Origin of the sequence: Paenibacillus sp. BR1-192, assembly GCF_029542445.1 — a bacterium.
Classification (GTDB): domain Bacteria; phylum Bacillota; class Bacilli; order Paenibacillales; family Paenibacillaceae; genus Paenibacillus_AQ; species Paenibacillus_AQ lautus_A.
Window position 1 is genome coordinate 2,105,071 of the sequence record NZ_CP120718.1, and the last position, 12,103, is coordinate 2,117,173.

General features: G+C 55.7%; 12 protein-coding genes. 9 read left to right on the plus strand and 3 right to left on the minus strand.

What is annotated here, in order from left to right:
- Positions 1-114: 114 nt before the first annotated feature.
- From P0X86_RS09015 to P0X86_RS09040, 6 genes are all read left to right on the plus strand, one after another.
- Positions 115-1,008: an ABC transporter permease gene (locus P0X86_RS09015; RefSeq protein ID WP_374705873.1), complete on the plus strand. Its 894-nt coding sequence runs from the start codon at positions 115-117 to the stop codon at positions 1,006-1,008.
- Between the two features lie 21 nt (positions 1,009-1,029).
- Complete coding sequence (locus P0X86_RS09020; protein WP_009592190.1) at positions 1,030-1,908, plus strand: carbohydrate ABC transporter permease; 879 nt, start codon at positions 1,030-1,032, stop codon at positions 1,906-1,908.
- A 46-nt stretch (positions 1,909-1,954) separates the two neighbouring features.
- Positions 1,955-3,364 (plus strand): family 43 glycosylhydrolase, encoded by a 1,410-nt coding sequence (locus P0X86_RS09025; protein WP_481858296.1) that lies wholly within the window; start codon positions 1,955-1,957, stop codon positions 3,362-3,364.
- 14 nt (positions 3,365-3,378) lie between these two features.
- Positions 3,379-4,497, plus strand: a complete 1,119-nt coding sequence (locus P0X86_RS09030; protein ID WP_277748339.1) for a hypothetical protein — start codon at positions 3,379-3,381, stop codon at positions 4,495-4,497.
- 182 nt (positions 4,498-4,679) lie between these two features.
- Positions 4,680-5,012 (plus strand): cupin domain-containing protein, encoded by a 333-nt coding sequence (locus P0X86_RS09035; protein WP_192569267.1) that lies wholly within the window; start codon positions 4,680-4,682, stop codon positions 5,010-5,012.
- 55 nt (positions 5,013-5,067) lie between these two features.
- Entirely contained in the window at positions 5,068-5,877 is an 810-nt protein-coding gene (locus P0X86_RS09040; RefSeq protein ID WP_192569266.1) for an alpha/beta hydrolase, read from the plus strand.
- Between the two features lie 96 nt (positions 5,878-5,973).
- On the opposite strand, the gene P0X86_RS09045 is transcribed toward P0X86_RS09040, so the two are convergent.
- The 3 genes from P0X86_RS09045 to P0X86_RS09055 are packed head-to-tail and all read right to left on the minus strand — an operon-like array spanning position 5,974 to position 9,234.
- A complete protein-coding gene (locus P0X86_RS09045; RefSeq protein ID WP_228468769.1) occupies positions 5,974-7,077 on the minus strand; it encodes an ABC transporter permease in 1,104 nt (367 codons plus the stop codon).
- Positions 7,043-8,065, minus strand: a complete 1,023-nt coding sequence (locus P0X86_RS09050; RefSeq protein WP_277748340.1) for an ABC transporter ATP-binding protein — start codon at positions 8,063-8,065, stop codon at positions 7,043-7,045. The genes P0X86_RS09045 and P0X86_RS09050 overlap by 35 nt, the downstream gene beginning before the upstream one ends.
- Positions 8,066-8,070: 5 nt before the next feature.
- Complete coding sequence (locus tag P0X86_RS09055) at positions 8,071-9,234, minus strand: NEW3 domain-containing protein (RefSeq protein ID WP_192569264.1); 1,164 nt, start codon at positions 9,232-9,234, stop codon at positions 8,071-8,073.
- Between the two features lie 234 nt (positions 9,235-9,468).
- Here P0X86_RS09055 and P0X86_RS09060 point away from each other — a divergent pair, with 234 nt between their 5' ends.
- From P0X86_RS09060 to P0X86_RS09070, 3 genes are all read left to right on the plus strand, one after another.
- On the plus strand, positions 9,469-10,068 hold the full coding sequence (locus P0X86_RS09060) for a sigma-70 family RNA polymerase sigma factor (protein WP_277748341.1): 600 nt from the start codon (positions 9,469-9,471) through the stop codon (positions 10,066-10,068).
- Entirely contained in the window at positions 10,049-10,930 is an 882-nt protein-coding gene (locus tag P0X86_RS09065; RefSeq protein ID WP_277748342.1) for an anti-sigma factor, read from the plus strand. The genes P0X86_RS09060 and P0X86_RS09065 overlap by 20 nt, the downstream gene beginning before the upstream one ends.
- 104 nt (positions 10,931-11,034) lie before the next feature.
- Entirely contained in the window at positions 11,035-12,066 is a 1,032-nt protein-coding gene (locus P0X86_RS09070) for a dienelactone hydrolase family protein (RefSeq protein WP_096773000.1), read from the plus strand.
- Positions 12,067-12,103: the final 37 nt, after the last annotated feature.

Consider the following 12,103-nt stretch of genomic DNA (forward strand, 5'->3'; position numbering starts at 1 on the left):
ATGCTGCAGTCTCCGGCAGGCTTCGGGGCAGAAAGGAAGTCTGAGATCATGAGCGAAACCGCAGTGAAGACCGGGATGCGCAAGGACGCCCCCACAATACCGGAGTCCGGTCGAATGAGAAGAATCGTTAAAAACCGGGCGATCTATCTCATGATACTTCCGGGATTTTTATACTTCCTGATCTTTAAATACATCCCGATGTCGGGATTGATCATAGCCTTCCAGGATTATCAGGCTTATCTGGGCGTAACGGGCAGCCCCTGGGTGGGGCTCAAGCACTTTGAGCGGCTGTTTACCGAGCCGATGTTCTTCACGATATTAGGCAACACGCTGCTGCTGTTTTTCTTGAACCTGGCATTTTATTTCCCCGTACCGATCATTCTTGCCTTAATGCTCAACGAGGTCCGGCGCGAAGCGTTTAAACGTTTTATCCAGACGCTGGTATACATTCCCCATTTCATGTCGTGGGTCATCATCGTATCCATTTCGTTTGTCATGCTCTCGATGGATCGCGGCATCATCAATGAGCTGCTGGTTATGGCCGGATTCGAAAAAATCAATTTCCTGATGAGCAGCGACTGGTTCAGGCCGATGTATGTCCTGCAGATCATCTGGCGTGAGGCCGGCTGGGGGACCATCATATATTTGGCCGCCATGGCCGCGATTGATCCGGGTTTATACGAAGCGTCCCGAATTGACGGGGCCAGCCGCTTTCGGCAAATGTGGCATATCACGCTCCCTTCGATTCGAAGCGTGATCGTCGTTTTATTGATTTTGAAAATCGGCGACGTGCTGGAACTTGGGTTCGAACATATCTATCTCCTCTTAAACTCGATGAACCGGGATGTTGCGGAGATTTTCGATACGTATGTGTACACCGCGGGTCTGAAGCAAGGACAGTTCAGCTTCAGCACGGCGGTCGGGTTCTTTAAATCGCTGATCGGTCTCATTCTGGTGATGCTGGCCAATTGGCTGGCCAAAAAGGCCGGAGAAGAAGGCATCTATTAATTATGAGAAAGGTGGACCGCTATGGTACAAGATAAAACGATATCGAGCCGAATCTTCGATATCGTGAACTACACGCTGCTGTCGATCATCGGCCTCGTTACCATTCTGCCTTTCCTTCACGTCATCGCCGGATCGTTCACGACGGTGACGGAGCTGGCGCAGAAGCAGTTTGTCCTGTTTCCGACCGTATGGTCCCTTGACGCTTACAAATACGTGTTTTCGACCAATACGGTTTTTCGTTCGCTAGGCGTTTCCGTTGGAGTCACCTTCCTGGGCACTTTGTTCAGCATGCTGTTAACCTGCCTGATGGCCTACGGGCTGTCGCGCAGGGATCTGGATGGCCGAAATTTCATCATGTTCATGGTCTTGTTCACGATGCTGTTCAGCGGGGGGATGATACCGACGTTCCTCGTAGTGAAGGAGATGGGGCTCATCGATACGTATGCGGCCTTGATTGTCCCGACGGCGATCAATGCCTTCAACCTCATCATCATGCGAAACTTTTTTCAGAACCTGCCCGAGGGGCTGGAGGAATCCGCAAAAATCGACGGGGCCGGCGATTGGGGCATCCTGTTCCGAATCGTGATTCCGCTGTCGATGCCTGCCATTGCAACGATATCGCTCTTTTATGCGGTTACCTACTGGAATACGTATATGTCGGCGATTCTGTACCTGAATGACGCGGCCAAGTGGCCTGTGCAGGTCATCCTGCGGCAGATCGTCATTCTTGCCAGCGGCTTGACGGCCGATACCTCCGGCATGGACGAATTCGTCCGGCCGCCGGAGCAGACGGTGAAAATGGCGGTCATCGTCATTGCCACGCTGCCGATACTATGCGTGTATCCGTTCCTGCAGAAGCATTTTGCGAAGGGCGCGCTGCTGGGATCCATCAAGGGATAGAGAGGAGCGAAGGAATGTGTTGGAAAAGAAACGGCATGCACCGATCATGGCCGGCAATTATGCTGACCCGTCGATCATCCGGGTCGGCGAGGATTATTACATGACGCATTCATCCTACAAGCTGACGCCCGGGCTCGTCATCTGGCATTCGCGTGATTTGCTGAATTGGAGCCGGGTCGGGGCCGCACTGCCCCATTACGAGGGAGATGTGTGGGCGCCGGATTTCGTCGCGCATAACGGGAGGTATTACATCTATTATCCGGCAGGGCGGACGAATTGGGTCGTTACGGCATCCAGTCCGGCGGGACCGTGGAGCAAGCCGATCAATCTGGGGATCAAGGGAATTGATCCGGGGCATACGGCAGGACCGGACGGAAAGCGTTATTTGCATATGTCGGGCGGTGATTTTGTAGAGCTTACGGCAGACGGGCTCGCGGTCGCGGGCGAAGTGAGGCATGTGTATAACGGCTGGCGGTATCCGGAGGAGTGGGTCGTAGAGGCATACAGCCTGGAAGGGCCGAAGATGACCGTTCGCGACGGATATTATTATCTGACGGTAGCTGTCGGGGGGACGGCAGGACCGCCTACAAGCCATATGGCTGTATCGTCAAGATCCCGAACGCCATGGGGGCCGTGGGAGCATTCGCCTTATAACCCGGTCGTTCATACGGAATCCAAGGAGGAGCCCTGGTGGTCCAAGGGACATGCCTCGCTGATCGACAGTCCTGACGGCCAGTGGTGGATGGTCTACCACGCATATGCGGGCGGATTCCATTCGCTCGGTCGGCAGACGTTGCTCGAACCGATCGAATGGACCTCGGACGGGTGGTTTCATGCTGCGGAAGGCCATGAGAGCCTTGACGGGCATGTTGGGTCGCACGACGAAGAAGAAATCGATGCGGTAAATCAAAGCGTTTCATTCAGGGATACCTTTGCCGGATCTGAACTGGGCCTTCATTGGCAGTGCGAAGGCGTGGAGCCTTCCACCCGGTTCCGTCCGGGGAATCATCAGTTGGCAGCCGAAGCAGCACCCGAGGAAGCCAAAGCTTCTCCGCTGCTCTACATGGCGGGCCATAAGCGTTACTCAGCAGAGGTCGAGATTATCGTGGAGGGTCCGGCGGAGGGCCGACTGCTGCTCTATTACAACGATGCGGCATATCTCGGCATGGGAGTCAACGAGCGCGGAGTCCGGCATTTCCGGTCATTTAAGGGATACGGCACGATGCCGAACCATACTCGCAGGGCATTTCTGCGGTTGGTTAACGATGCGCATATCGTTTCGTTCTATTACAGCTTCGAGGGGACCCAGTGGATCCGGTACGACAAGATCGCGGATGTTTCAGGGTTCCATCATAACACGTTTGGCGGATTTCAGAGTCTCCGCGTCGGATTGGATGCCATCGGCAAAGGCAGGGTGATTTTCCGGAATTTTTCATATAACGTCATAAGCAGCTGAAAGAAGGGGTAGAAATGGCACAGGGATTAGAGGATATTCTGGCAGGCGGCGACAGGCTGTTTGAAGGCTTCTTCGAATGGCTCGAGGGGCAATATGACGCGGCTTCCGGCGGTTTCTATTATGCCCGCAGTTCACGGGATTCCGAGGCGTTCGTTCCGGACATCGAGTCGACCGCGCAGGCATTGGGCATTATCGAGCGATGCGGGCTTCTGCAAAGACTGTCCGATGGCATCAAGGCGGGGCTCGTGCGGTTTTTTCAGTCCAAACAAGACCCCGCGACGGGTTACTTTTATGATGCCGATCCCAATATGAAAACAGACGATGTGATGGTCGGACGAGCGCTTGGGTACAGCGTGGGAGCACTCCGCAAGTTGGGTGCAGCCCCCTTGCACCCGCTGCCGGGCAATCGGCATTTGGCTCCGGCATACTGCCGCTCTCCCGAGGAATATGCGGAGTGGCTGCGCTCGATCAGTCTGGTGAACAGCTGGCGCGGCTGCGATCGTCTGTGTAATTCGGCCCCTTATTTATCCCAAATGCCGCAGGAAGAGAGGGAGCCGTTTTTGCGTAAGGCGCTGTCGTATTTTGCGAGCATACAAGATCCGGCGACGGGGCTGTGGGGCGAAGGCACGCCATATGTCCGAATATCGGGAACCTTCAAGCTGCTGACGTTCTATAATCGGTTTCAAGCTCCCTTGCCGCGGATATCGGAAATATACCATTCGTTGATGCGTGCGCTGCAAAGCGAGAAGGCTGTTGATATGTGTTATGTCCGGAACCCGATCAGTCTCCTCACATCGATGAAGCTGCGCATCCCGGAGCAGGATGTTCGGATCATCGCGGAAATCACCTTGCAGAATATGGCGCGTCTCAAACGCGTGGACGGCGGATTTTCACGGGAAATCGATCATTCCCCGCCAGCGCCGAATGTGGCCCAGGTAAAGCCGGGAGAGTATTATCCCGACATGCCGGAGGCGGTTCCGCTGGGCAATGGAGAGATAGAGGGGGATATGAATGCGGGAACCCAGGCGATTCTGATCCGCTATTCGCTGCGGGAGCTGGGCGGGCTGCAGGGGCGAAAGCTGGATGCCGCCGATTCCGCATTCTCCAATCTTCGGGCAGCTGCAGATACATAGTTGCGGGTTTTGAAGGCAAGGACCTTCTCATTAAGAAAGATCCATCTTCGTGCGGACATTTCGATTTTTTTGGTGATGGCCATAGGAAAATGCATGACCTTCGCCGAAGAAGTAGAAAGCTCGTTTACGGAAGAATCGATGGCGCGAAAATAAGGCGCTTGGCACAGGAGAGGAGAAAGAGGATGGCGGAGATCGGGGTTTGGGAGCAAGCGGAGCCCGGTGTGACGAGGAAGGTATTTAAACCTGGGACCGGTCTGATGATGATGGAGGTTCACTTTGAAGCAGGAGCGGAAGGGGCACTCCACAGTCATCCCCATGAGCAGATGAGTTATTGCCTGAAGGGAGCCATTGAATTCTATATCAACGGCGAGACGACCCTTGTGCGTCAGGGAGACACCATCGTCATTCCGGGCGGAGCGGAGCATGGCGTGAAAGCACTCGAGCCATCCGCTCTTTTGGATGCGTTTACACCGTTGAGGCTTGATTTGCTTGGACCCGAAGAGAGTTGCGGCTGAAAGAAATCGATTCGAAGGACAACGACAATTATGAAGTCGGAAAGGAATGGATAGAATGAAGCTTTGGGAACAGGATACACCAGGATATGCGTCGATGGAAGAGTCGTTCACGCCTTATATGACACCTTATCTTCTACAAAAAGAAACACCACACGGAGCCGTGCTCGTTCTGCCGGGCGGCGGATATGGACGGCGGGCAGATCATGAGGGCGATCCGGTGGCCCTGTGGCTGAATTCGATCGGCTTATCGGCATTCGTCGTTCATTATCGGGTTGCCCCGTACCGGCATCCTTATCCGCTGTATGATGCCCAGCGGGCGATTCGGCTCGTAAGGCATCATGCCAAGGAATGGAACATCGATCCGGAACGCATCGGAATTCTCGGATTCTCTGCCGGCGGACATCTCGCGGCCAGTGCAAGCACCTATTTCGATGAAGGAAATCCGGAGGCCGAAGATCGCGTTGAGAGGCAGGGCTCCCGTCCGAACGCATCCATTCTCTGTTACCCGGTCATTTCATTTAAGGACTACTACCATGAGGGCTCCATGATCAATTTGTTGGGGGAGAATCCGGCGGAAGACTTAAGGAATGCGATGTCCCTCGAATGGGCGGTAAAACCGGATACCCCGCCTTCCTTTCTGTGGCATACCGCGGATGACGGCGCGGTCCCGGTCGAGAACAGCCTGATGTATGCCGGATCGCTGAGCAAGCAGCAAATTCCGTTCGAACTGCATGTTTTCCCGGAAGGCCGGCATGGCCTTGGCCTTGCGGAAGAAGATGCCAGTGTTTCGCAATGGACGCGCCTGTGCGAGGGTTGGCTGCAGAAGATTGGGTTCCTGTCGCAAGCCGTCGTGCAAGGAAGGTAGAACAAATCATATAACTTGAGAACGCTTGAACGCTCGATAAAAAAACAAGCTCATCTGAAGAATTCTTCAGATGAGCTTGTTCGTATAGCCTGAAGATCAGGACCGGCCTCGAATCTCCTGGCGGAGGAACAGGACGTAGGAGATGGCAAAGCAGATCAGCGTGGCTGCGGCCAGCCCGATAATTTGCGGCCAGACGAGCAGCAGGCTTTGGCCGAACGGCAGCGGACTGGCAATGGCTCCATACACCTGCTCCTGCGTGAGCGGACCGAGATTGCGGATGGATGGCATCAACAGGGTGGTCGTCGCTTCATTGAACAGGGTATACGGCGACAGCCGGCCTAGCCACAGCATCAGATTCTGATAGGTCATGACATCTTGGACCGTCGCCGAGGCAGTACTGGGAGCCAGTCCCCGCGACAGCAGCTGCAGGATCATGTCAAAGAAGAAGCTGAAGAACAGCCAGACGGCTATGCTCGACAAGGCGGAGGTGGCTGGCTGTCGGAACCTTACGGAGAACGTAATGGACAGATTCAGCCAGAAGCCGACGTAACAGATCGTCACGACCAGAAAACTGATGATCCGTAAAAATTCCTCAAAGGTAGGCGGAATGCCGATAATCAGGGTGCCCAGTGCCATGGTCAACAGCCCGAGCGTGATAAACATGATGCTGATGACGATCAGGGAAGCCGCGAATTTCGCATTGAGCAGATCGTCGCGATGAATCGGCTGGGCCATGATTCGGCTGAGCGTGCCTTTGTTCCGTTCACTGTTGATGGCATCAAAACCCATGCCGATTCCGAGCAAAGGACCCAGGAAACCGACAAACCCGATGAAGGTCGGAAGGGTGCCGTCCGAGATGGTGAACAGCTTCAGAATGACAAAATCATGGACCCCGTTCTCCGATCCGAGGGCTTCCCGGATGCTGTTCATGGCGGTATACAGCGAGGCTACGCAGGTTAGGGCAATGATGCCTAGCAGCAGGATGAAGCGCCAGCTGCGGATATGGTCCGCTATTTCTTTGCGGACAAGCACGCCGAATGCCGAGGGCATGGAGGGTTGGGCGGATTTTTCGGCTGCCGTTTCTCCGGGGGCCCGGGCGGGCTTGGCAGATCCCTTTTTCCTGCTTTCGAATAAGGCTTGCAGCCGGCGGCCCATGCCGGTCAGCTTAGCCGGTATGCTTGGCGTCGTTCGTTCTGCCATGCTCCTCACCTCCTGCAAAATAACGGTGGTAGATTTCGTCCAGGCCGTGCTGCTGGCGATTCAGCGAGAACAGCCGAACGCCTGCATTTACGACCGTTTGGGCAATCTCCGGGCTGCAATCCCTATCGGCCCGAATCAGAACTTTAATTGGCAGCTCTCTGGTCAGCGTGTCGTTTGATTCAGCCGGACCGCTCTCGGCAGGCGGAACTTCGATCTGGTGAACCCCTGGGATGCTGCCGATGGCATCCCGCAATTCGGGCACAAGCTTATCCAGCTCCGCCGTGATCATAATGGGATCATCCGCAAACAGAGTTCGGGACAGACTCCCGACATCGCCTTCGGCGAGGAGCCGTCCCCGAACGAACAAGCCGACGCGGTCGCAAATCTGCTGAACCTGGTGGAGCTGATGGGACGATAACAGCACGGTCAATCCTTGCTCGCGGCTGAGCTTCCGAATCAACCGCAGCAGCTCTTCCATACCTGTCGGATCGATGCCCAGGGTCGGTTCGTCAAGAATGATGATTTCGGGGGATTTCATTAAGACGTCGGCAAGTCCGAGCCGCTGCCGCATCCCGCGGGAATAAGCCCCCGTCTTCTTGTGGGCAGCATGCGTGAGACCTACCTGCTCCAGCAGCTCCAATGCCCTTTCGCGGGCTTGGTTATCCGGAATTCGATTCAACCGCGCGGTTAGCATCAGGTTTTCCATGCCGGTACGGTCTTCGTAAAAGCCGACGTCATCCGGAAGGTACCCAACCCGCCGCTTCACCGGAATCGGCTCTCTTGTCGGATTGATGCCAAGCACGCTTATCGATCCCGAATCCGGTTCGCTCAGCCCCAGCAGCATCAGGATCGTGGTGGATTTGCCCGCACCGTTCGGACCGAGCAGGCCGAAGATCTCGCCCCGCCTGATTTGAAGGGATAAACGGTCCACCGCTCTCGTGTCGTGGTAACTCTTCGTCAGTTCCTGAATGTCAATGACCGTATCCATCAGGGTCATCTCCTTCCGTATTTGCGAATGAGGACATAGATGCCTCCCAGAATGGCTAATATGACAAGCACGCCGATCCAGCCCCATAGCATGGAACCTTTGACGGCTACGCGGAATTGGGCGTCGGAGCTTGCTTCGGCCGCAGCGGCTTTCAGGCTCGTAACATAATCGCCGGCGATGGCTTTGTCGCTTGAAGTCAGCTTGGCTTCTACCGTTGTGGATTTGCCTGCAGGCAGATTCTCGATCGTTTTCGGATTAAAGCTGACCTCCCAGTCCACCGGCGTATCGGCGCTGAGATTAATGTCCGAGAGTGGTGCGGTGCCCGTATTCTTCACCAGCAGCTCTATGGTTTTGCTTCCGCCCGCATTGACATTCGTGCTGAGCAAGCCGCTTGGCGTTGTAAGCTCCAGCCCGTAAGACCCTGTAATGACGGCTTCCAGCGCAAGCTCGGAGGACGTCGATGAATTGGAGGCGCGGATCGGAATGGAGAAGGAGCCTTCCGTCACCTCCGCAGGCGGCTTGACATCGACGGTAATGGATTGGCTTGCGCCTGCTTCGATTTCGACGGAGGATACCTGCTTGCCGCCTGACGTGAACGTAACGTCCCAACCCGCCTGGGCATCGGCGCTCAGGGCATAGTTTTGCTTATTGGCCGTTCGGTTTTGCAGATTCACCGTGTAGGTGAACGTGGAATCGGCGTGGCCCTCCAGATTGGCCTGATCGGTTGTGAGCTCGGTTTGATAGGTTCCTTTTTCCGTGATATCCACGGTTAACTGCAGACTGGCCATCGAGCCCGCGGTTAATTGAAACCGGTAGGAGCCTTTATCTACCTTAAGCGGCACGGTTACCTCCAGGGTCACCGATTCGGATTCGCCGGGCTTCACCGATACCTCCTTCAGCTGCCAGCCTCCACCGTTTAGCTTGGTGCTCCAGCCGCTCGGGAGGCTGTTGATTTGCAGTGGAACCGTAATGACGCTATTCGTATTGTTTTTGACCTCTAGCGGGTAATTGATGACTTCTCCAGGCGGAACGGAAATCGACGTATATGGCGTGTATAACGTGATTTCTCCGGCCGCTAACGCGGTGTTCCCCCCGCCGTACAAGCAAGCACCCAGGATGAACAAAAGCATCAGGCTCAGCTGCTTGGCTCGTTGTTTACATGATTTCATGACACTACCCCTCCTAATTTTTTTTTGTCACAAAGAGTACGTTGGAACGACCGGGATTGGATTTATCGGAAAGATTAAAATTACCTAAAAAATTCATTAAAGGAACCTGAAAAGCGTCCCGGTTTATTCAAAAGCCAAGGACGGTTTGCTAAAATATTGAATCGAAAATGGCCGTATGCAGGCGAGCCATCCTTAATTATTGGAGAGGAGAACAGGTTAGGGGGAGTTATGGGGATGAACGATCATTCCGCGTTATGGTTGGAGGAGATTGCCGAGGGCTCCACCGCAGCATTCAGACGCTTCTATGATGCCTATGCCCGTCTAGTGTACCGGTTGGCTTTACAGATGACGAAGGACCCGGCCGAGGCGGAGGATGTATGCCAGGATATCTTCATGGAGGTGCTGCATAAGGCGGATCAGTACGATCCCGCCCGCGGAAGCGTCGAGGCTTGGCTGGCGGTGAGAACAAGGTGCAGGGCGATGGATCGCCTGCGCAAGCGGCAGCGCATCGCTGCGGCCGAATGGAACGGGGAGGCGCTGCCGGAGACGGTATGGAGCGAAGAGCAGGAGTCGGTTGAGCTGGCCGCCTTGCGACGGGTGGAGCTGGAGCAGGTAAAGGAGGCGCTGCAAGGCATTCCGCCCCTTCAGCGGATGGCGGTTTACGGAAGCTACGTCGAGCAGCGGTCCCACCGGGAAATGGCGGAATTGTTAAACCGGCCGGTCGGCACCGTCAAATCCTTAATCCGGTACGGCATCCTCAATGTCAGGCGGCGGCTGGATGCGATGAACGGGAAGGAAGGGGGAAGCGCACAGCATGAAACTTTCAAAGCATAACCTTGAACACCTTGTCCAAGGTGACAGCGGCTGTACGGCCTATCCCGAGGAGAAGCTTGTCGATTACGTCATGAAGCGTTTGCCGTACGCGGAGAGCAGGAATCTGGAGCTCCATCTCAAGGAATGCGAGGCGTGCTCCGGCACGGCGGCGGAATGGGCCGGCCTTATGGGAGCAGAAAATCTCGCAATGCCATTCCATGAATCCGATGTCTTCGGGCAGGAGCTGTTTCGAAGCCGTGAGATGGACGGCGAACAGCTCGGATCGACTCAGCCGGCAGGTACGGAGCCGGCCATACGGGGGGCCGTGCAGGATCAAGCTCCGAATGATGGACCCATGCCTCCCGATCGGCTGCGCCACAGGCTCATGCGAGCGGCTTATATCCGGTCCTTCCGAAGCAAGGTCCGAATCAGGAAGCATGCTGCCTTGCAGGCGATATCCGGAGCGCTGCTCATCCTGTTGATAGCCGGTTTATTCACCTTGAAAGGGAACGACGTCCAGACCCAGGCGGCCTTCGAACATACCGTGAGCCAGCGGATTGCCGATATGCAGAGCGACGATACCGAGCGGTACGTCATACAGCCCGTAGAGCCGTTTTACGGCAGCGGATCGGTATGGCTCAAACGCGGCTCTGGAGAAATGCTGATCGTTGTGAACGGCCTGCATTCCTTGCAGGAAAAAGACTATCAGGTATGGCTGCAGGATGAGGAGCGGCTGTCGAGCGCCGGCTTTATGCTGGTTCAGGGTCCGCAGGGAAAGAGTTATTATTACGGGTTCGGCGCGGAGAACGCGAAGCGGATCGTGGTCAGCATGGAACCCAAAGGGGGAGCCGGAGTCCGACCGGGCCCGAAGCCGTCCTGGTGAATATGGGGCCTTGATGGCCTGAGGTTTAGGTGCAGGGATATGCGATGATCCAAGGGAGCACCGGGTCTACAATAGTGACTTTATCGAAGGGGGTGAGTTTTCGGATGTGGCGTGCAGATGCTTTTCTGGAATCCATGTATAACGAGGCTGAGAAAAAAACGAAAGACAGTCAGGCTGCCATGAGCGCCGAAGAGCGCAATCGGTATTTGAAGCAAGCGCTTCGGCGATTGATCGGCGAGTTCGAAACCAACGAAAATCACAAGCCTGTCCTGCTCGAACAGGTATCATGCGACGGTTATATTCGCGAAAGGATAGAATTATCAGCCGTACCGGGCGTATCCTTTGCCGCGTATATCCTAATCCCGGAAGATCAGCGGAAGCCGATGCCCGCAGCCGTCGCCGTTCATGGCCATGGCTATGGAAGCCGGGAGATCGTAGGGCTGAGGCAGGACGGATCCAACGATTCGGATCCGCCAGGCATTCATCGGCATTTCGCGGTTCAGTTGGTGCGGCGGGGCATGGTGGTGATCGCTCCGGATGTGGCCGGTTTCGGAGAGCGTCGCCTAGCCGCCGATCTTGCACGGAACCCGGAAGCCGCGAACTCCTGCCACCGGCTGGCCGCCCAGCTGCTGATGCATGGCAAGACGCTCGCCGGTCTCCGCGTAGCCGAGACGCTAAGGGCAGTGGACTATCTGGCCGAGCGCCCCGAAGTCCAGCCTGGCGGAATCGGCATCATGGGTTTTTCGGGAGGCGGCCTGATCTCGTTCCTGTGCGCGGCGCTGGATGAACGGATCCGGGCTGCGGTGCTTGCCGGTTATCCCAACACCTTCAAGGACAGCATTATGGCGATGCAGCACTGTATATGCAATTACATTCCGGGCATCCTGAACCATGCCGAGCTGCCGGAATGGATAGGGCTGATCGCTCCGAGATCCTTGTATCTGGAGTCGGGAGCCGATGATCGGATATTTCCGGCTGCGGGTTTTAACTCGGCGGTTGAACAGCTCAGGGAAACCTATCGGCGTGCCGGCGCGGAGGATAGGCTTCAAGCCGACCTGTTTCCTGGAGCGCACGAAATTAGCGGCCGTCATTCGTACGATTGGTTGTTCGAACGGTTAAGCAGCCCGGAGAATTGAAGATTTTCCCTGCTGGCCGCTGATCAGCACTGAAATA

Coding starts and splice junctions, on each gene's coding strand:
- P0X86_RS09015 (WP_374705873.1), top strand. CDS start 115: ATGAGAAGAATCGTTAAAAACCGGGCGATCTATCTCATGATACTTCCG.
- P0X86_RS09060 (WP_277748341.1), top strand. CDS start 9,469: ATGAACGATCATTCCGCGTTATGGTTGGAGGAGATTGCCGAGGGCTCC.
- P0X86_RS09065 (WP_277748342.1), top strand. CDS start 10,049: ATGAAACTTTCAAAGCATAACCTTGAACACCTTGTCCAAGGTGACAGC.
- P0X86_RS09025 (WP_481858296.1), top strand. CDS start 1,955: ATGGCCGGCAATTATGCTGACCCGTCGATCATCCGGGTCGGCGAGGAT.
- P0X86_RS09035 (WP_192569267.1), top strand. CDS start 4,680: ATGGCGGAGATCGGGGTTTGGGAGCAAGCGGAGCCCGGTGTGACGAGG.
- P0X86_RS09020 (WP_009592190.1), top strand. CDS start 1,030: ATGGTACAAGATAAAACGATATCGAGCCGAATCTTCGATATCGTGAAC.
- P0X86_RS09070 (WP_096773000.1), top strand. CDS start 11,035: ATGTGGCGTGCAGATGCTTTTCTGGAATCCATGTATAACGAGGCTGAG.
- P0X86_RS09055 (WP_192569264.1), bottom strand. CDS start 9,234: ATGAAATCATGTAAACAACGAGCCAAGCAGCTGAGCCTGATGCTTTTG.
- P0X86_RS09045 (WP_228468769.1), bottom strand. CDS start 7,077: ATGGCAGAACGAACGACGCCAAGCATACCGGCTAAGCTGACCGGCATG.
- P0X86_RS09040 (WP_192569266.1), top strand. CDS start 5,068: ATGAAGCTTTGGGAACAGGATACACCAGGATATGCGTCGATGGAAGAG.
- P0X86_RS09030 (WP_277748339.1), top strand. CDS start 3,379: ATGGCACAGGGATTAGAGGATATTCTGGCAGGCGGCGACAGGCTGTTT.
- P0X86_RS09050 (WP_277748340.1), bottom strand. CDS start 8,065: ATGGATACGGTCATTGACATTCAGGAACTGACGAAGAGTTACCACGAC.